A 19,418-nucleotide genomic window follows, 5' to 3' on the forward strand; every position below is an offset into this window, starting at 1 on the left:
TGGGCCGTGGTCGTTTCGGCGTCGATTCTCTCAACCGATGACCGGGACCCCCGGTTACGTACATGTCCGGGCCGATGATCACCCGATCGTGCTGGCCGGTCGGCCGTGACCTGGAGTTATCGACCGCCGGCCAGGGCGGCCAGTTCGGCCAGGCGGCGGAGTTGGGCCGTGCGCTCGGCGGCCAACTGCTCCTCTTCCGCGGCGCCGTCGGCGGCCGACGCCAGGAGGGCCAGGGTTTCGGTGACTGCTCCCGGCAGGGGGCGGAGGACGGCGGCGGCCAGGGTGTCCACCGCTTCGTCCAGGTCCTCGCGCGGGACCACCGTGTTCGCCAGGCCGATGCGGTGGGCTTCCTCGGCGCCGACCCGGCGTCCGGTCAGGCAGATGTCCGCCGCGCGGGAGTAGCCGACCAGGCGCACCAGGGGCTGGGTGCCGCCGAGGTCCGGGACCAGGCCCAGCCCGGTTTCGGCCATGCAGAACTGCACGTCGTCCGCGGCCACGCGGAAGTCGCACGCCAGGGCGAGCTGGAAGCCCGCGCCGATGGCGTGCCCGTGCACCGCGGCGATCGTCACCCTCGACGGGTCGCGCAGCCAGGAGAAGCCGCGCTGGAACTCGGCGATCAGGGCAGCACCCTCTTCCGGACCCCGGCGGGTGATCTCCGCGAGGCCCGGTTCGCCGTCGACCGGCTCACCGGTGAACATGCGCCGGTCCAGACCCGCGGAGAAGGCGCGACCGGAACCCCGGACGACCACGAGGCGGACGTCCGGGCCCAGCTGCTCCCCGATCGTCCGCAACGCCACCCACGTGGACGGCGTCTGTGCGTTGAGCACGTCGGGACGGTCGAGCGTGATCGTCGCGCGCGCCCCGTCCACGACGAGCCGCACGCCTCCGCGTTCCAGCAGGTCGGCGTCGATGGCGGTCGGTGCCGACATGGGTGGACCTCCGGGTTTCGTCAGGCGCCGTCTCTCCTCGACGCCGTGGGGTTACCGGAGGGTAGCTTACTTCTTCTTCGTGCGGGTGGCGCCACCGCGACCGCGCAGCTGCACACCGGATTCGCTGAGCACCCGGTGCACGAAGCCGTAGGAGCGCCCGGTGGACTCGGCCAACGCCCGGATGCTCGCGCCCTTTTCGTACTTCTTCTTCAGGTCAGCGGCCAGCTTGTCCCGCGTGGCGCCGGTGATCCGGGCGCCCTTCTTCAGGTCAGCCACCTTGTCCCGCCTTCCGTAGACAGCAGGTCGGGCCTTCGTAAGCCCCTGTCGTCGCAATGATCGAACACGACGAGCAAGAACGCCAGGTGATCAAGCGAAATGATCGGCGAGCGGTCGTGGGGTGACACACAGCCGATCAACGCTCACTTTGAGGTGTAAAACGCGAAAACCCTTGGCTCAAGCCAATTGCACGAGCTCCAGGTACTCGGCGGACCAGTGGTCCTCCGTGCCGTCGGGGAGAAGGATCACCCGCTCGGGCTCAAGCGCTTCGACGGCCCCCGGGTCGTGGGTGACGAGCACGACGGCGCCCTCGTAGCGGCGCAGCGCGTCGAGCACCTGCTCACGACTGGCCGGGTCGAGGTTGTTCGTCGGCTCGTCGAGCAGCAGCACGTTCGCCGCGCCGGAGACCAGGCCGGCGAGCGCCAACCGGGTCTTCTCACCACCGGACAGGGTGCCCGCGGGCTGGTCCAGCTGCTCGCCGCTGAACAGGAACGTGCCCAGCAGCGACCGCAGCTGCTGCTCCTGCACGTCGGGCGCGGCGTGCCGGATGTTCTCCCACACCGACGCCTCGTGGTCGAGCGTCTCGTGCTCCTGGGCGAAGTAGCCGAGCTTGAGGCCGTGACCGGCCACGACCTCGCCCGCGTCGGGCGTCTCCATGGACCCGATCAGCCGCAGCAGGGTCGTCTTGCCCGCGCCGTTGAGGCCGAGGATCACCACGCGCGACCCCCGGTCGATGGCCAGGTCGACGCCGGTGAACACCTCCAGCGAGCCGTAGGACTTGCTCAGCCCCTCGGCGGTGAGCGGGGTGCGGCCGCACGGGGCGGGCTGCGGGAAGCGGATCCTGGCGACCTTGTCGGACTGGCGGGTCTCCTCCAGGCCGGAGAGCAGCTTCTCGGCGCGGCGGGCCATGTTCTGCGCGGCGACGGCCTTGGTGGCCTTCGCGCGCATCTTGTCGGCCTGCGCCATCAAGGCGCCGGCCTTCTTCTCGGCGTTGGCGCGCTCGCGGCGGCGGCGCTTCTCGTCGGCGGCGCGGGCTTCGAGGTACTTCTTCCAGCCCATGTTGTAGATGTCGACCTCGCCGCGCGTGGCGTCGAGGAACCACACCTTGTTGACCACGTCGTCGAGCAGTTCGACGTCGTGGCTGATCACGACCAGGCCGCCGTCGTGGCTCTTGAGGAACCCGCGCAGCCACGCGATCGAGTCGGCGTCGAGGTGGTTGGTGGGCTCGTCGATCAGCAGGATCGTGCTGGACTTCGCGCCGACGCCCGCCTCGGAGGCGGCGAACAGGATGCGCGCCAGCTCCACGCGGCGGCGCTGACCACCGGACAGGGTGCGCAGCGGCTGGGCGAGGACCCGGTCGGCGAGGCCGAGGTTGGAGCAGATGCGGGCGGCTTCGCTCTCGGCCGCGTACCCGCCGAGGGCGGCGAACCGCTCCTCCAGCCGCCCGTACTTGCGGACCGCGGTCTGGAGTTCGCCGTCGTCCACCAGCTCCGCCATGGCGGACTGCATCTTCTCCATGTCGCGGAGCAGCTGGTCCAGGCCGCGGGCGGAGAGGACGCGGTCCTTGGCGATGACGGACAGGTCGCCCTCGCGCGGGTCCTGCGGCAGGTAGCCCAGCTCGCCGGTGCGGCGCACCTCGCCCGCGTAGGGCTGGCCCTCGCCGGCCAGGACGCGCAGCGACGTGGTCTTGCCCGCGCCGTTGCGGCCGACGAGGCCGATGCGGTCGCCGGGCTGCACGCGCAGCGTGGCGTCGGACAGCAGGATGCGCGAACCCGCGCGCAGCTCGAGATCGGTCGCGGTGATCAAGGTCATACTCCGGGGTGTGGTGGTCAGGCGGGGTCGACGGCGCAGCTCGCGCGGGACCTACTCGATCAAGACGACCACGTGACCAGTCTACGGGGTGGCCGCCACCTCGTTAACGACGTGTGGCCATCGGCATAGATTGCGCCCATGACTACGGACTTCACGGGCAGGGCGGCCCTGGTCACGGGCGCCAGCCGGGGCATCGGGCACGGGATCGCGGCGGAACTGCTGGCGGGTGGCGCGTCGGTCGCGATCACCGGGCGCAAGGCGGAGGCGCTGGCCGCGGCGGCCGAGGCGCTGGTGACCACGACGGGGGTGTCGCCGGACCGGGTGCTGGCGGTGCCTGGCAACGCGGGCAGCGCCGAGGACCGGGCGCGGGCCGTGGACGCGGTCATGACGCGCTTCGGCCGGCTGGACGTGCTCGTCAACAACACCGGCATCAACCCCGTGTTCGGGGCGTTGGTGGATGCCGACCTGGACGCGGTGCGCAAGATCTTCGACGTCAACGTGATCGCGGCGCTCGGGTTCGTGCAGCTCGCGTGGAAGGCGTGGATGGAGGAGCACGGCGGGGCGGTCGTGAACATCGCGTCGGTGGGCGGGCTGCGGTCGACGGGCGTGATCGCGGCGTACGGGGCGAGCAAGGCCGCGCTGATCCGACTGACCGAGGAACTGGCGTGGCAACTGGGCCCGAAGGTGCGGGTGAACGCGGTGGCGCCGGCGGTGGTCAAGACGCGGTTCGCCGAGGCGCTCTACACCGGGCGCGAGGAGGAGGCGGCGGCCGGTTACCCGATGAAGCGGCTCGGGACGCCGGAGGACGTGGCACGGCTGGTCGCGTTCTTGGCCTCGGACGCGGCGGAGTGGATCACTGGGGAGACGGTTCGGGTCGACGGCGGGCTGCTCGCCACAGGCACCCTCGGCTGACACAGGCACCCTCGGCTGACACCGGCACCCTCGGCCGGCACTGCGGCACCGGCAGGTGCCACCGGCACCGGTTGGTGGCCGGGGCCGGCGGCGGGGCTTGCGACTTCGGTCGCGGGCTCCGCCGTTCACCTGTGGAGGTGCCGGCGGTCAGCCGCCGTTCACGGTGGTCAGGGGCGAGTCGGCGGTGGTCGTCGGCCCCGTGGCGTAGGGGTCTGTGGCGTGGGCGGTCGTGGTGGTGTCGGAGGCGGGTCGGGCGGGGGTGGTGGCGTTCGGGTTCGGCGTCTCGACGGTGTCGCCGGATGTGTTGGTGGTCTCGGGTGGGACGGCCGGGACGGCGGTGGACGGCGGGGTGCCGCCGGGGGTGGGGACGATGCTCGTGGGATCGGGCGGGGTGGTGCTCGTGGTCGAGTGGGTGGTGGGGTGGGGTGGGTTGGCCGGGGTGTTCTCGGATGGCCCCGGGGTCTGGTTGAGCGCGAACGTGACCGCCACCACCACGAGTGCGGCGGTGCCGGCGCCGGTCGCGGCCACGGCGTAGCCGCGACGGCGGCGCTTCACCCGTTGCCCGTGGAACACGATGTCCACGGCTCCGAACGTGCGCGGCCTGGGTTGGACGTTCAGCTCCTCGAACGTCTTCCTCAGTTCGTCCTCAAGCATTGCGCGACACCTCCTCCCACAACCCGCCGAACTCTCGACCCAGCCTCTGCCGCAGCGCCTTCAGGCCGCGGTTGGTGTTGCTCTTGACCGTGCCGACCGTGCACCCGAGGGCGGCGGCCGTCTCCTCGACGCCCAGGTCGTGCCAGTAGCGCAGCACGAGCGTGGCGCGCTGCTTGGCGGGCACGGCCGCCAGCGCCTGCCACACCACGAGCTTGTCCTCGCTCAACGACCCTGCCACCGGCACCTCCGGCAGCTCACCGGTGAGCTTCTCCCGTTTCCACCGCACGCGTCGACGTTCGGCGAGGAAGGTGCGCACCACGATCTGCCGGAGGTAGGCGTCGAGCCCTTCCCGGTGCGCCATCCCGGGCCCCGCCAGGTAGAGCTTGAGGAACGCGGACTGCACCAGGTCTTCGGCCTCGTGGTGGTTGCCGCACAACAAGAACGCGGTGAAGCGCATCGAGTCGGCGCACCGGTCGAAGTGGTGGGTGAACTCCGCGTCCCAGCTCACGCGATCAGCGCCCCGCGGACGCCGCGGGGGTGGGTTGGACGGCTGTCGTGGTCCATGCGGGCGCGGGCTGCGCGGTGGTCGGCGGCAGGTGCCCGGGGGTGGTCCACGTCGGCACCGGGGTCGCCTCGATCGACGTGGGCCCGGGGGTCACCTCGACGGACGTGGGCCTCGGCGTCACCTCGGGCGTCGGCAGCGGCGAGGTGGCCACCGGTGTGGTGGCGGGCGGGGACGTGGCGGGAGGCGTCGTGGCGGGCGGGGACGTGGCAGGAGGCGTCGTGGCGGGCGGGCTGACGGTCGTCGAGACGGCGGGCGCCTCGTCACCACCGCCGGAGGCCAGCGCGGGCACCGCGACGGCCAAGCCGCCCAGCACGACGGCCCCGGCCGCCAGCACGAGTCGTTTGCGCAGCACAACTGCTCCTCGGGATGTGCGGGGCACCGCTGGTCGGCACCCCCTCACCCATATGAATGCGGTCGGGTCGGACGGGGGTTGTCACGAGTTCGGAGGAGTTCCGCGGACCACGACCTCGACCGCACGGGCGCGCGCCGCCGCCTCGTCCAGCACGGCCCGCCGGGGCTCGGGCACGTCCAGCACCCGCGGCGACGCCTTCGCGAACACCGGGGCCAGCCGCCGGTCGGCCCGCAGCACGTCCAGCGCCTGCCGGTCGCCGCCGAGCACGACGGCGTCCACCTCGTCCACGCGCGGCAGCAGCACGCGCGCGACGTCGGCCGCGGCGGCCTGCAACGCCACCCGCGCCTGCCCCTCGCGCCGGCGCGCGAACCGCTGCTGCGACCACCCGCCCGCCTTGTTGCGGCCGTGCACCTGGCGGCTGTCCGTGGCCGACACCAGCACGACGCCGTCCCGGGCGACGCCGACGCTGTGCCCGCCGAGCCGCACCAGCAGCAGACCGACCAACCGGGACGCGAGGGCCGACGCGAGCAGGGCGTCCGGCACCAGCCCCTCGAACTCACCTGTCGGGGCGAAGTCGCCGAACGCGGCGGCGACCGCGGCACTGGTGCCGTCCACCGCGGTCACGACGACCTCCGACGGGGTCACCGAGGTCGTGGAGACACCGCCGTGACGTGCGGCGAAGCGCGCGAACCAGCCGTCGAGCCGCTCGGGTTCGACCTCGACCGCGCGCCCACCGCCCGCGACCGGGCGGACCCTGCTCACCCCGGTGCGACCGCCACCCAGACGGGTAGCGGGTGCCCGCACTCGGCGGGCGAGAGCCGCTGCACGGCCCCGAAGCCCGCCTCCAGGAGCGAGGCGGAGATCTGCTCGGGCGAGAGCACGCGGTGCCGGGTCGCGACGCTGCTCGCCACCTCCCACTGCCCGGGGCCGCGCACGAGCCGCACGACCTCCAGGGAGTAGGACTCGCCGTCGGGCGACCAGTCCCACAGCTGCACGGTGACCTGCCGGTCCGCGCCCCGCCCGCTCACCCGGGGCGGCGGCGCGGTGGGCCGCATCCGGCTGAGCCGGTCCAACTCGGGGACGGAGGCGACGAACAGCCCGCCCGGCCGCAGCGCCTGCCGGGCCAGCAGCAGCGCCTGGTCCAGGGCGTTCTCGTGGGCCAGGCGGGGCAACAGGTCGTCACCGGCGCGGACGACGTCCACCGGGTCGCCGCCGAGGTGCCGGACCACGTCGAGCAGGTCGAGCACCGAGTGCCGACCGGCCCCGAGCACCGCGGCGACCACCTCCGCCAGAGGGTCCTCCGGCAGCGGCACGAGGTCCTGGGCGGCGGTCACCGGGCACACAGTAGGCCCACCGGATCACCTGCCGCCAACGACCCGCGACCCCGCCGGGACCCTCCCGGTGATCATCCGCCCCTACCAGGCCCGCAGCGACGTCCGCCACACCCCGCAGCAGGCGTTGCACAAAGTTACCGGCGGGTTTACAAAGGATGGAGCACAAGGGTTCACCACTTGACAGAACGATGTCCACCCCAGTGAACTCGTAACCCGTACGGCCCAATCAATGACTCCACCTGGAAGGCACCAGCGCCCTGCGTTGGCGGGTAGGGTCACTGGGGCGTGATCTCATGACAGCGGGGAGTCACAATGACCAACGCTGCCGGTCGACCGAACCTGTCCGTCGACGAACTGGACTCGACGGGCCACGGCAGTCTTGCGCAGCTTCTCACCACGGGGCCTTTCCCCGAGGCGTTGAGGGCCGCCATCAAGGCGAGCAGGTTGAGCCTCGACCGCATCCAGCACCGGCTCGCCCTGCGAGGGGTCACCATCAGCGTCGCGACGCTGAGCTACTGGCAGTCCGGCCGCCGCCGACCCGAGCGACCGGAATCCCTGGAGGCGCTCCGGCACCTGGAGACCGTCCTGGGCGTGCCCCAGGCGGGCCTGTCCGCGCTGCTCGGGCCACCGCGCCCGCGCGGCCGCCGGTCCCGACCCACGACGATGATGCCGATCGACGCCCTGTGGGCGCGCCGCGAGCGGGTGGCCAACCTGCTCGCCCAGGTCGACACCACGTCCGACGTCAAGCTGGGCCGGATCAGCCAGCACGACCGCATCGAGATCGCAGCCGACGGCGGCCAGCGGTCGGTGTGGGTGCGCCAGATCCTGCGCGCCGAGCAGGACGGCCCGGACCGCTGGGCGCTGGTGTTCGAGACCGAGCAGGCCAACGTGCTGCCGGAGGTCGTGAACCTCCGCAACTGCCACCTCGGCCGGGTCGCCGAGGACGCCGACGCCAACATCATGGTCGCCGAGATGATGTTCGACCGACCCCTGACCAGGGGCGAGACCATCATCATGGAGTACGAGCTGCTGTTCGCCGAGGGCCACTACCCGGCGGGCAACAACACGTTCGCGCGCAAGTTCCGGCTGCCGGTGCGCGAGTACGTCATCGAGGTCCGGTTCGACCCGTCGAACCTGCCCGCCCGCTGCCAGCAGTTCAGCGTGCCGGCCGGTGACGACACCCCGTCGCGGCGCCGCAACCTCGCCCTCGACAACGCGGGCGGCGTGCACGCCGTGGCGCTCGGTTTCGGGCCCGGCGTGTTCGGCATCCGCTGGGAGTGGCCCAAGTAACAGAAGTAACAGCACGTGCGACGAGGCCCCCGGGAACGCGTTCCCGGGGGCCTCGTCGTTCACCTCGTCATCACACGTAGCCGTTGAGCTTCAGCGAGACCGCGCGGATCGAGCCGCGGTCGGCCCCCGCCGTGTCCACCGCCTTGAACACCCACGTGCCGTCGACCGGGTCGGCGAGCAGGGAGTTCAGCGAGGTGGTGGGCCGCCACGTCCCGGTGAACGGCGCGTTCGCGCTGGTCACCGACGAGAAGGCCCGCTCGGCGGAGTCGTCGAACACCACCTGGCACAGGTTCGACCCCGTGCCGCCGTTGCGCTGGAACAGCGTCGCGGTCTTGCCGGACGGCGAGGTCAGCGTGCCGACCAGGTCACCCGTGAACGTGTGGTCGATGCCCACGGTCGTGGAGCCGTCGGTGTTCGGCGTGCACGTCGCGCCGTCGATCGAGAACGCGATCTTCGCGCCACGCCCGACACCGCTGACCGGGATCTCCACCGACGCGCCGAGGGCGTCGTTGTCCGGGATGGCCACCACCGGGCCGCCGTAGGCGAACGTCTTCGTCTCGCGCGACGGCTCGCCCACGTTGAGCGTGAAGCTCGTCGAGGTCGGCGAGGTCGAACCCGAGTACGTCACCCTGGCGTCCAGCTTGATCGCCGTGCCCACCGCCTGCGAGGCCGGGACGGTCACCTTGAACGTGTTCGTCACGGTCTGGCCGACCTCGACGTTGCCGTAGTACTTCGACCGCGGCGCGATCGTCACGCCCGCCGTGGGCGTGGTCAGCACGAGGCTGGTCGACGCGGCCGTGCCGTCACCGACGTTGGTCACCGGCACGGTCACCGTGGAGGTGGTGCCCGGCTTCAGGTACTGGCTGCCGTCGGTGTCGTTCACCACCGACGGCTTCTGGGCCCTCGCCAGCGGCTGCGGCGAAGCGCCCGTGTAGGCCAGCGCCAGGTCGGCGCGGACGACACCGGCGCCCGTGCGGTTGTCCACACCGGCTTCCACCAGGTCGATCGCGGTCGCGGTGAGCGCCTGGCGCACCTCGACCGCCGCCAGCCCGGGGTTGCCGGACAGGATCAGGCCCGCGATGCCCGCGGCGTTCGGCGCCGCCGCCGACGTGCCGAAGAACGGGTCGAAGCCCGGCGCGGTGGTCGAGACGCCGTCCGCCGCGGTCAGGTCGGGCTTCTGCCGGACCTCCTCGGCCGGGCTGCCGTCGGGCGCGAAGAACACGCGACGGGGACCGTCCGAGGTGAACCGCTCGGGCTTCTGCGTGCCGTCGAACGCGCCCGGGTACGGGCCGCGCGGGTTGGCCGGGTCACCCGGCTCCAGGTCGAACGGCAGCGGGTCGGCCGCCGGGGCCGCCGCCACGCTGATCGCGCCCTTGGCCGCCGAGTGGCCGCGGGTCACGCCGGGCGTCGCGAACTTCTTCAGCCCGTCCGACGAGTCCTTGAAGCGACCGCCGAGCGCGGACAGCGACAGGTACTTGTCCTCACCGCGGAACTTCACCACGGCCAGCCGCAGACCGGCCGCCGACGCGGGCGTGTTCAGCCGCTCGTACGGGTCCTGCGTGCCGTCCTGCACGCCCTGGCTGAACGCCACCACGTTGCCCTGCGAGTTCGCCAGGTACAGGTCGTAGTCGTTGAACGACGACGCCAGCGGGTCCGCCCAGAACAGCGTCACCGGCACGTTGCCGGAGCTCTCCGACAGCGGGTTGAACACCTGCTTGGCGGACGGGGCCGGGTTGAAGTCGTGCGCGGTGCCGGCGAACTTGCCCACACCCACGCCCGAGTCGGTGAACTGGCCCTCCCAGTGGCCCGAGGTGCCGTCCGCGACGTTGCCCTCGTTGCCGGCGGAGGAGAAGAACAGCGCGCCGTCCGCGGCGACCGCGTCCACCGCGCGGGCGATGACGCCGTCCTGGAACGGCGACTCGTTGAAGTACAGCACGTCGTCGACGATCACGTCGCAGCCCAGCGTGAAGCGCAGGGCGCGGATGTTGTCGGCGAAGCTCGCGTCACCGTTGAACGCGGTGGCGAAGCCGAGGCTGGCGTTCGGCGCGATGTCGTGCAGGATCTCCAGCATCGCGGTGCCCTCGTCGCCGGAGCCCTCCTGGCCCGGCAGCACCTCGACGTTCGCCGGCAGCTCGCCCGCGGCCTGCGACAGGGCCAGCGTGTCGATGCCGTCGGACAGGGCGCACAGCTTCACACCCGTGCCGGTGACGCGGAACTCGTCACGCGCCGTGTCCGCCGCGTGCGCCCGGTCACCCTCGCTGACGGTGGCGGCGATCCGCGGCGACGCCAGCGCCTCCCGGGTCTTGGTCTCGATGTCCTTGGCCTTGTCCTCCTTGGAGGGGGCCTTCGCGACCGACTTCGGGTCCTTCACGTGGAACGTCTTGGCCTCGACCGCGGCCTCGACCCGGCGGACGTCGCCGCGGGCGGAGATCCTGGTGAGGGAGTTGAGGGGCAACTGGGCCCGGACCGTCCTGCCCTCGGTCGACGCCGACCGGATGCCGCCACCCGCGGAGCGGACGGCGGTGACGAGGTCATCGGTGACCTTCTCGGCCCTGATGTCCACCAGGACCTGGTTGCCGCTCTGGACCTTCACCCCAGTTTGAAGGGCCGGGAGCTTGGCGAGCGCGCCCGCACCGGCACGGCGGCGCTGCTCGACGACGAGTGCGCTGTCCACCTTGGACTCCGAGGCGGACAGGGACTTCTTGATGTCCTGCAGAGCGGCGATCTGCGCGGCGGTCCTGTCCTCGACACCCTTGGACGCCTTCGGCGGGTCGGCCGAGGCGGGCGACACGACGCCCAAGGTCAACAGGACGGCGGCGCCTGCCGCGATCAGGGCGTTTCTTCGAGACCGGCGTATTGGTGAGCGCACAGGCGTCTCCCCCACTTGAGCGTGCCCCCGACGCACGCGGCCACCGATCGGATGACTCCGATCGAGGGGTCAACGTATTGCGCACGGCCAAGTACCGTCTGCCACCGTTCGGCCTACTCTCAGGTGGGAGGACCCATCACATTTCACAGTACAAAAGCATCTGTCCACAGCTGACCGGTTCGTCCGGACAGTGCGTCGAGCAACGCGGCCGCCTGGTTGTCGGTCAGGGAGGCGATGAAGTCGACCACCGCGCGACCCCGGGCGAGGGCGCGCACCGCGTCCGGACCGGACGGAGCGTCACCGGTCGCGCCGACCAACGCCGACGGGTCCGTCCGGGCGAGGGCGGCGTACTCGTCACCCGCCAGCTCCACCAGGTCGTGCAGCCGGCGCGGCAGCCGGTTCGCCTCGTGCCGGTCGGTCACCCACTGCTCCAGGGCCTCGACCAGCGCCGTGAGCAGCCGCGCCTGACCGCGCTGGTGCAGCGCCAGGTCGGGGCGGAGCAGCACGAACCGGCGGTGCACGAACTTCAGCACCTGCACCTCGTGCCACTGCGGCACCGCCAGGACCACGTGCCCGGACCGCGTCGTCGGCTCCTCCACCACCCCGACCGAGTCCACCAGCCGCCGCGTCCACCGCGCGGAGAACCCGGCCACCGCCTGCTCGGCCTCCACGGACCCGTCGAACGGCACCGCGAGCAGGCCGTCCACCAGCTCCGCCCGGACCTTCGACACCGCACGCGCGAACACGCCGTCGTCCACCGCCCACGAGTCCTTCGCGTGCAGGCGGCGGCGCAACGCCTCCAGCGACCGGCCGGGACGGCGCTCCTGCGCGGCCAGCTCCGCCGCGCTCAGACCTGCCAGCTCCTCCGCGTGGTCGAGCCACGTGCCCAGCTCGGCCGCCACCGTCGCGTGCTGGAGCACGCCGACGCGGTAGAAGTCCTCCAGGTCGTGGATCGCGTAGGCGATGTCATCGGCGGTGTCCATCACCGACGCCTCGACCGTCTGCTGCCACGACTCCAACCGGCCCGAGTAGAACGCGCGCGACTGCCGCACGTCCTCCAGTTCGGTGACGTACGCGGAGAACTTGGCCGAGCCCGTGCCCGGCGCGTCGGTCGGCACGGCGGCGCCCCGCGGCGGCTCGGGCAGGTCCTTCGGGTGCGGGTGCGGGTGCGAGAGGCGGGTCCACGGGTACTTGAGCATCGCCGCGCGCACCGCCACCGTGAGGTCGAGCCCCACCGCGGCCGGGCCGCGCACGTCCGTCGTCGTGACGATGCGGAACGACTGGGCGTTGCCCTCGAACCCGTCGGACAGCCCGAACCGGTGCCGGGCGAGGCGGTCCAGCACCTGCTCGCCGAGGTGCCCGAACGGCGGGTGTCCCAGGTCGTGCGCCAACGAGGCCGCCTCAACCACGTCCGGGTCGCACCCCCCGAGCTTGTCGAGGAGGTTCGTCACGTCCGGGCGCGCGTTCAGGCGTTCGGCGATGGCCCGTGCCGCCTGGGCCACCTTGAGGCTGTGCGTGAGCCGGTTGTGCACCAGCAGACCCGAGCCGGTCGAGCTGACGACCTGCGTCACACCGCCCAGGCGGGCGAAGAACGGGGAACTCGCCACCCGGTCCCGGTCCACGCGGAACGGGCTCGTCGCCAGATCGGCCTGGACGGCGGTGTCCCCACCGGAACGGCGTTGGGCACGGGGGTCGACGTGGTCGTGGTCGCGCATGGGAGAAAAATAACGCACAAAGCCCCGAGGGGCGCTTCGACTGAAGCGCCCCTCGGGGAAAGAATGTTCGGCGGCGTCCTACTCTCCCACACCCTCACGAGTGCAGTACCATCGGCGCTGGAAGGCTTAACTACCGGGTTCGGAATGGGACCGGGTGTTCCCCAACCGCAATGACCACCGAAACACTATGAAATTACCAACCCGTAGGCACCACACCCCGAACGAGGCGTGATGGTCCGGTTCGGTTCTTTCAGAACCGCACAGTGGATGCGTAGCATGTTTGTGAGCAAGTCCTCGGCCTATTAGTACCGGTCAACTCCAGCCGTTACCGGCCTTCCATCTCCGGCCTATCAACCCAATGGTCTCTTGGGGGCCTTAACCCACGAAGGGTGGGATACCTCATCTAGGAACGAGCTTCCCGCTTAGATGCTTTCAGCGGTTATCCCTTCCGAACGTAGCCAACCAGCAATGCCCTTGGCAGGACAACTGGCACACCAGAGGTCCGTCCGTCCCGGTCCTCTCGTACTAGGGACAGCCTTCCGCAAGTATCCTACGCGCGCGGCGGATAGGGACCGAACTGTCTCACGACGTTCTAAACCCAGCTCGCGTACCGCTTTAATGGGCGAACAGCCCAACCCTTGGGACCTACTCCAGCCCCAGGATGCGACGAGCCGACATCGAGGTGCCAAACCATGCCGTCGATATGGACTCTTGGGCAAGATCAGCCTGTTATCCCCGGGGTACCTTTTATCCGTTGAGCGACCACGCTTCCACAAGCCATGGCCGGATCACTAGTTCCGACTTTCGTCCCTGCTCGACCTGTCGGTCTCACAGTCAAGCCCCCTTGTGCACTTGCACTCGACACCTGATTGCCAACCAGGCTGAGGGAACCTTTGAGCGCCTCCGTTACTCTTTGGGAGGCAACCGCCCCAGTTAAACTACCCACCAGGCACTGTCCCTGATCCGGATCACGGACCGAGGTTAGACATCCAGTACGACCAGAGTGGTATTTCAACGACGACTCCACAACCACTGGCGTGGCCGCTTCACAGTCTCCCACCTATCCTACACAAGCCGAACCGAACACCAATACCAAGCTATAGTAAAGGTCCCGGGGTCTTTCCGTCCTGCCGCGCGTAACGAGCATCTTTACTCGTAGTGCAATTTCGCCGGGCCTGTGGTTGAGACAGTCGAGAAGTCGTTACGCCATTCGTGCAGGTCGGAACTTACCCGACAAGGAATTTCGCTACCTTAGGATGGTTATAGTTACCACCGCCGTTTACTGGCGCTTAAGTTCTCAGCTTCGCCCCGAAAGACTAACCGGTCCCCTTAACGTTCCAGCACCGGGCAGGCGTCAGTCCGTATACATCGTCTTGCGACTTCGCACGGACCTGTGTTTTTAGTAAACAGTCGCTTCTCGCTGGTCTCTGCGGCCGAAAAATCCTAGCCCGCAAGGGGCTTCAAATCCCTCGGCCCCCCTTCTCCCGAAGTTACGGGGGCATTTTGCCGAGTTCCTTAACCACAGTTCGCCCGATCGCCTCGGTATTCTCTACCTGACCACCTGTGTCGGTTTGGGGTACGGGCCGCATGAACACTCACTAGAGGCTTTTCTCGGCAGCATGGGATCACTCTACTTCGCCTCAATCGGCTATGCATCACGTCTCAGCCTATGTGCCTGGCGGATTTGCCTACCAGACGGCCTACACGCTTACACCAGTACTACCACTCACTGGCGGAGCTACCCTCCTGCGTCACCCCATCGCTTGACTACTACAAGTTCAGGTCCCGCGCTCCACGTCGGGTCCTCATCCGAAGAATCAGACCCGGGCTTCGGGCGGTTAGTATCACAAGCCTCGCCATGGGCGCGTTCACACGGGTACGGGAATATCAACCCGTTGTCCATCGACTACGCCTGTCGGCCTCGCCTTAGGTCCCGACTTACCCTGGGCGGATTAGCCTGGCCCAGGAACCCTTGGTCATCCGGCGGCAGAGTTTCTCACTCTGCTTTCGCTACTCATGCCTGCATTCTCACTCGTCCAGCCTCCACGCCTGGATCACTCCGGCGCTTCAATGGCTGAACGACGCTCCCCTACCCATCCCGGCATAACCGGAATGACACGGCTTCGGCGGTGTGCTTGAGCCCCGCTACATTGTCGGCGCAGGACCACTTGACCAGTGAGCTATTACGCACTCTTTAAAGGGTGGCTGCTTCTAAGCCAACCTCCTGGTTGTCTGGGCGACCCCACATCCTTTCCCACTTAGCACACACTTAGGGGCCTTAGCCGGCGTTCTGGGCTGTTTCCCTCTCGACTACGAAGCTTATCCCCCGCAGTCTCACTGCCGCGCTCTCACGTACCGGCATTCGGAGTTTGGTTGATTTCGGTAAGCTTGTGGGCCCCCTAGACCATCCAGTGCTCTACCTCCGGCACGAAACACACGACGCTGCACCTAAATGCATTTCGGGGAGAACCAGCTATCACGGAGTTTGATTGGCCTTTCACCCCTAACCACAGCTCATCCCCCAGGTTTTCAACCCTGGTGGGTTCGGGCCTCCACGCGGTCTTACCCACGCTTCACCCTGGCCATGGCTAGATCACTCCGCTTCGGGTCTAGACCACGCGACTATGGGCGCCCTATTCGGACTCGCTTTCGCTACGGCTACCCCACACGGGTTAACCTCGCCACGCAGCACTAACTCGCAGGCTCATTCTTCAAAAGGCACGCCGTCACCCCTAAAGGCTCCGACGGATTGTAGGCACACGGTTTCAGGTACTATTTCACTCCCCTCCCGGGGTACTTTTCACCTTTCCCTCACGGTACTAGTCCGCTATCGGTCACCAGGTAGTATTCAGGCTTAGCGGGTGGTCCCGCCAGATTCACAGCGAATTTCACGAGTACGCTGCTACTTGGGAACACCGTCAAGAGAGATACCGGGTTTTCGCGTACGGGACTCTCACCCTCTACGGCCGCGCTTTCCAGACACGTTCCGCTAACCACGGTATTTTATGACTCTCCGTCGATCCGGCAGAATCGACCAACAGGTCCCACGACCCCGCACACGCAACCCCTGCCGGGTATCACACGAGTACGGTTTAGCCTAATCCGCTTTCGCTCGCCACTACTCACGGAATCACGGTTGTTTTCTCTTCCTGCGGGTACTGAGATGTTTCACTTCCCCGCGTTCCCTCCACATACCCTATGTGTTCAGGTATGGGTGACCCCACATGACTGGGGCCGGGTTTCCCCATTCGGACACCCTTGGATCTCAGCTCGGTTGACAGCTCCCCAAGGCTTTTCGCAGTCTCCTACGTCCTTCATCGGCTCCTGGTGCCAAGGCATCCACCGTATGCCCTTAATAACTTGCCACAAAGATGCTCGCATCCACTGTGCAGTTCTCAAAGAACAACCAGACGCCCCACCACACTGTCCACGCCTGCCAGGCAACCCCGGCGGTTCGAAGACGGGCAGAACCCTGTCGTTTCTCGCTGAGGAAAACACTCACGTGTTCTCTCAGGACCCAACAGCGTACCGAACAGAAACCTTGAACCCTCGACGGACCCTTCCACGCCCTCACGGACAGTACTAACTCCGTCGACAACCCAGGCACTGCATTAGCCAGCATCCACATATATGAGCTCCACCCGACGATCACTCGCCGCCGGCGTGGCCTCCGAGCTGCACAAGTGCAACCCGCAGATGCTCCTTAGAAAGGAGGTGATCCAGCCGCACCTTCCGGTACGGCTACCTTGTTACGACTTCGTCCCAATCGCCAGTCCCACCTTCGACCGCTCCCCCCCTTACGGGTTGGGCCACGGGCTTCGGGTGTTACCGACTTTCGTGACGTGACGGGCGGTGTGTACAAGGCCCGGGAACGTATTCACCGCAGCGTTGCTGATCTGCGATTACTAGCGACTCCGACTTCACGGGGTCGAGTTGCAGACCCCGATCCGAACTGAGACCGGCTTTGTGGGATTCGCTCCACCTCACGGCTTCGCAGCCCTCTGTACCGGCCATTGTAGCATGTGTGAAGCCCTGGACATAAGGGGCATGATGACTTGACGTCATCCCCACCTTCCTCCGAGTTGACCCCGGCAGTCTCCCATGAGTCCCCGCCATAACGCGCTGGCAACATGGAACGAGGGTTGCGCTCGTTGCGGGACTTAACCCAACATCTCACGACACGAGCTGACGACAGCCATGCACCACCTGTACACCGGCCACAAGGGGGCCAATATCTCTACTGGTTTCCAGTGCATGTCAAGCCCAGGTAAGGTTCTTCGCGTTGCATCGAATTAATCCACATGCTCCGCCGCTTGTGCGGGCCCCCGTCAATTCCTTTGAGTTTTAGCCTTGCGGCCGTACTCCCCAGGCGGGGTGCTTAATGCGTTAGCTGCGGCACGGAGGACGTGGAAGTCCCCCACACCTAGCACCCACCGTTTACGGCGTGGACTACCAGGGTATCTAATCCTGTTCGCTCCCCACGCTTTCGCTCCTCAGCGTCAGTATCGGCCCAGAGACCCGCCTTCGCCACCGGTGTTCCTCCTGATATCTGCGCATTTCACCGCTACACCAGGAATTCCAGTCTCCCCTGCCGAACTCAAGTCTGCCCGTATCGACTGCAGGCTCCACGTTAAGCGTGAAGTTTTCACAGCCGACGCAACAAACCGCCTACGAGCTCTTTACGCCCAATAATTCCGGACAACGCTCGCACCCTACGTATTACCGCGGCTGCTGGCACGTAGTTAGCCGGTGCTTCTTCTGCAGGTACCGTCACTTGCGCTTCGTCCCTGCTGAAAGAGGTTTACAACCCGAAGGCCGTCATCCCTCACGCGGCGTCGCTGCATCAGGCTTTCGCCCATTGTGCAATATTCCCCACTGCTGCCTCCCGTAGGAGTCTGGGCCGTGTCTCAGTCCCAGTGTGGCCGGTCACCCTCTCAGGCCGGCTACCCGTCGTCGCCTTGGTAGGCCATTACCCCACCAACAAGCTGATAGGCCGCGGGTCCATCCCATACCGCCGGAACTTTCCACCCACCACCATGCGGTGACAGGTCGTATCCGGTATTAGACCTAGTTTCCCAGGCTTATCCCAGAGTACAGGGCAGGTTACCCACGTGTTACTCACCCGTTCGCCGCTCGTGTACCCCGAAGGGCCTTACCGCTCGACTTGCATGTGTTAAGCACGCCGCCAGCGTTCGTCCTGAGCCAGGATCAAACTCTCCAATAAGGAATGAGTTCGATCGCTCCGAACAACACTGACAAGTAATGTCAGTTGTCCAGTAACAATCTCAAAGGAATCCTCTTGACGAGGATCATAAATTTACTGGCTATTCGGCACGCTGTTGAGTTCTCAAAGAACACGCGCTCACCATCTTGTCCCGCGTCTTACCGCGGTTCATTCCGGGGCTTTGTGTTTCCGGTGTTTCGCTTGTGTCTGAAGCTTAGCTGGTTCGTTTTCGCGGTGTCAAATCGGCCGGTTCCGGCTTCCTCGCTCCGCGTTGAATCCCGCTTCGCATTCAGTTTATTCCACTCCCGGTGCCCGAGGCAGCACGCTGTGCTGCTTGTTCTTGCTCCGGAGGTTTCGCCGCGCTCCGTTCCGGTCTTCCCGGCCCGTTCCGCGCTGGCAGGGAGAAACTTACACGAGCGGGGTCCGATAGTGAAATCGGGGGGCCGTCCGGCGTATCCCCGCAGCTAGACGTGGTGCTGTCCCCCGCATCGGAGGATGCTGTGCCGGTGCCGCCCTCCCCCAGCCCGCGCCCGTGGGGCTCGTACATCGTCCGCGTGCTCGTCGTCGCGGCGTGCTACTACCTGGGAGCGCGTCTCGGTCTGCTGCAAGCCCTGGTGAACGACCAGGTGACCCCGTTGTGGCCGCCGACGGGCGTGGCGGTGCTGGCGCTGCTGGCGGGCGGGCTGCGGTTGTGGCCCGGTGTCTCGCTCGGGGCACTGGTGGTGAACGCGTCGCTGAGCGACCTGCCGTCGGTGCTGGCGATCTGCGCCGGCAACACCCTGGCGCCGGTGGTCGCCTGCCTGCTGCTGCGGCGCGCGGACTTCCGCCTCGAACTGGACCGGACGCGGGACGCGATGGCGCTCGTCCTGCTGGGCGCGCTCGCGGGGATGGCGGTGAGCGCGACGATCGGCTCGGCGGCGCTGCTGGCGAGCGGGGTCGTGGGCGGCGACCGGTTCTGGTCGACGTGGGCGGTGTGGTGGACGGGTGACGCGCTGGGCGTCCTGGTGCTCGTGCCCCTCGCGCTGGCGCTGCGGTCCCCGCGGTGGCGGCGGCCGGCGGTGCGGCGGTGGGTGGAGGCCGCGGCGCTGGTGGGCAGCCTGACCGTGGTGATGCTGATCGCGACGACGACGGACGTCCGCCTGATGTACCTGGTGTACCCGTTCCTGATCTGGGCGGCGCTGCGCTTCCAGCACCTGGGCACGGCGCCGTGCGCGTTGATCGCGACGACGTTGGCGGCGCGCGGCGCGGCGATGAGCACGGGTCCGTTCGCCGGGATGGATCTCCTTGTGCGGATGGTGGGTCTCCAGGCTTATAACGGGACGGCGGTGCTGACGGCACTGCTGCTGTCGACGGTGATCGCGGAGCGGAACGCGGCGCGGGCGGCGATCGAGCGGACGGTGGAGCAGTTGACCGAGGTGGTGGGCCGCTACCAGCCCGCGCCGCTGGGCGACTTGCTGCCGCCGCGTCGGCCGGAAGGGCCTTGAGC

General features: G+C 68.0%; 13 protein-coding genes and 3 rRNA genes. 3 read left to right on the forward strand and 13 right to left on the reverse strand.

Annotation, left to right across the window (positions count from 1 at the left end; genetic code table 11):
- Window positions 1–116: 116 nt before the first annotated feature.
- The 3 genes from J2S66_RS18525 to J2S66_RS18535 form a co-directional block, all read right to left on the reverse strand.
- A complete protein-coding gene (locus J2S66_RS18525; protein ID WP_310308414.1) occupies window positions 117–929 on the reverse strand; it encodes an enoyl-CoA hydratase/isomerase family protein in 813 nt (270 codons plus the stop codon).
- Between the two features lie 66 nt (window positions 930–995).
- Window positions 996–1,205, reverse strand: a complete 210-nt coding sequence (locus tag J2S66_RS18530; protein WP_015103570.1) for a helix-turn-helix domain-containing protein — start codon at window positions 1,203–1,205, stop codon at window positions 996–998.
- Window positions 1,206–1,382: 177 nt separating this feature from the next.
- Window positions 1,383–3,011, reverse strand: a complete 1,629-nt coding sequence (locus J2S66_RS18535; protein WP_310314881.1) for an ABC-F family ATP-binding cassette domain-containing protein — start codon at window positions 3,009–3,011, stop codon at window positions 1,383–1,385.
- A 144-nt stretch (window positions 3,012–3,155) separates the two neighbouring features.
- On the opposite strand from J2S66_RS18535, the gene J2S66_RS18540 reads away from it, so the two are divergent.
- Window positions 3,156–3,929 carry an SDR family oxidoreductase gene (locus tag J2S66_RS18540; RefSeq protein ID WP_310308415.1) on the forward strand — a complete coding sequence of 258 codons (774 nt, stop codon included), beginning with the start codon at window positions 3,156–3,158 and terminating at the stop codon, window positions 3,927–3,929.
- Window positions 3,930–4,076: 147 nt separating this feature from the next.
- On the opposite strand, the gene J2S66_RS18545 is transcribed toward J2S66_RS18540, so the two are convergent.
- The 5 genes from J2S66_RS18545 to J2S66_RS18565 all read right to left on the reverse strand — a co-directional run bounded on the left by J2S66_RS18545 (window position 4,077) and on the right by J2S66_RS18565 (window position 6,834).
- Window positions 4,077–4,583, reverse strand: coding sequence for a hypothetical protein (locus J2S66_RS18545; protein WP_310308416.1), 507 nt, complete (start codon window positions 4,581–4,583; stop codon window positions 4,077–4,079).
- Window positions 4,576–5,091, reverse strand: a complete 516-nt coding sequence (locus J2S66_RS18550) for a SigE family RNA polymerase sigma factor (RefSeq protein WP_310308417.1) — start codon at window positions 5,089–5,091, stop codon at window positions 4,576–4,578. Before J2S66_RS18550 ends, J2S66_RS18545 begins: the two co-directional genes overlap by 8 nt.
- Before the next feature lie 4 nt (window positions 5,092–5,095).
- Window positions 5,096–5,500, reverse strand: a complete 405-nt coding sequence (locus J2S66_RS18555) for a superantigen-like protein SSL4 (RefSeq protein ID WP_310308419.1) — start codon at window positions 5,498–5,500, stop codon at window positions 5,096–5,098.
- A gap of 81 nt (window positions 5,501–5,581) precedes the next feature.
- The gene (locus tag J2S66_RS18560) at window positions 5,582–6,262 is read right to left on the reverse strand and encodes an acVLRF1 family peptidyl-tRNA hydrolase (protein ID WP_310308420.1); all 681 of its coding nucleotides are present in this window, start codon (window positions 6,260–6,262) and stop codon (window positions 5,582–5,584) included.
- On the reverse strand, window positions 6,259–6,834 hold the full coding sequence (locus tag J2S66_RS18565; RefSeq protein WP_310308421.1) for a hypothetical protein: 576 nt from the start codon (window positions 6,832–6,834) through the stop codon (window positions 6,259–6,261). The genes J2S66_RS18560 and J2S66_RS18565 overlap by 4 nt, the downstream gene beginning before the upstream one ends.
- 312 nt (window positions 6,835–7,146) lie before the next feature.
- On the opposite strand from J2S66_RS18565, the gene J2S66_RS18570 reads away from it, so the two are divergent.
- On the forward strand, window positions 7,147–8,124 hold the full coding sequence (locus J2S66_RS18570) for a helix-turn-helix domain-containing protein (protein ID WP_306746808.1): 978 nt from the start codon (window positions 7,147–7,149) through the stop codon (window positions 8,122–8,124).
- Between the two features lie 70 nt (window positions 8,125–8,194).
- Here the strand turns inward: J2S66_RS18570 and J2S66_RS18575 are convergent, their stop codons facing one another.
- The 5 genes from J2S66_RS18575 to J2S66_RS18595 form a co-directional block, all read right to left on the reverse strand.
- Window positions 8,195–10,993: a S8 family serine peptidase gene (locus J2S66_RS18575; protein ID WP_310308422.1), complete on the reverse strand. Its 2,799-nt coding sequence runs from the start codon at window positions 10,991–10,993 to the stop codon at window positions 8,195–8,197.
- A 143-nt stretch (window positions 10,994–11,136) separates the two neighbouring features.
- Entirely contained in the window at window positions 11,137–12,708 is a 1,572-nt protein-coding gene (locus J2S66_RS18580) for a deoxyguanosinetriphosphate triphosphohydrolase family protein (RefSeq protein ID WP_310308423.1), read from the reverse strand.
- A 65-nt stretch (window positions 12,709–12,773) separates the two neighbouring features.
- A 5S ribosomal RNA gene (gene rrf / locus J2S66_RS18585) occupies window positions 12,774–12,890 on the reverse strand.
- 100 nt (window positions 12,891–12,990) lie between these two features.
- A 23S ribosomal RNA gene (locus tag J2S66_RS18590) occupies window positions 12,991–16,074 on the reverse strand.
- A gap of 341 nt (window positions 16,075–16,415) precedes the next feature.
- A 16S ribosomal RNA gene (locus tag J2S66_RS18595) occupies window positions 16,416–17,932 on the reverse strand.
- The 16S, 23S and 5S rRNA genes sit together here, the layout of an rRNA operon.
- 506 nt (window positions 17,933–18,438) lie before the next feature.
- On the opposite strand from J2S66_RS18595, the gene J2S66_RS18600 reads away from it, so the two are divergent.
- On the forward strand, window positions 18,439–19,416 hold the full coding sequence (locus tag J2S66_RS18600; protein WP_310308424.1) for an MASE1 domain-containing protein: 978 nt from the start codon (window positions 18,439–18,441) through the stop codon (window positions 19,414–19,416).
- The last annotated feature ends 2 nt before the right edge of the window (window positions 19,417–19,418 follow it).

Source organism: Saccharothrix longispora (assembly GCF_031455225.1).
Classification (GTDB): Bacteria; Actinomycetota; Actinomycetes; order Mycobacteriales; family Pseudonocardiaceae; genus Actinosynnema; species Actinosynnema longispora.

Coding starts and splice junctions, on each gene's coding strand:
- J2S66_RS18525 (WP_310308414.1), bottom strand. CDS start 929: ATGTCGGCACCGACCGCCATCGACGCCGACCTGCTGGAACGCGGAGGC.
- J2S66_RS18540 (WP_310308415.1), top strand. CDS start 3,156: ATGACTACGGACTTCACGGGCAGGGCGGCCCTGGTCACGGGCGCCAGC.
- J2S66_RS18545 (WP_310308416.1), bottom strand. CDS start 4,583: ATGCTTGAGGACGAACTGAGGAAGACGTTCGAGGAGCTGAACGTCCAA.
- J2S66_RS18570 (WP_306746808.1), top strand. CDS start 7,147: ATGACCAACGCTGCCGGTCGACCGAACCTGTCCGTCGACGAACTGGAC.
- J2S66_RS18580 (WP_310308423.1), bottom strand. CDS start 12,708: ATGCGCGACCACGACCACGTCGACCCCCGTGCCCAACGCCGTTCCGGT.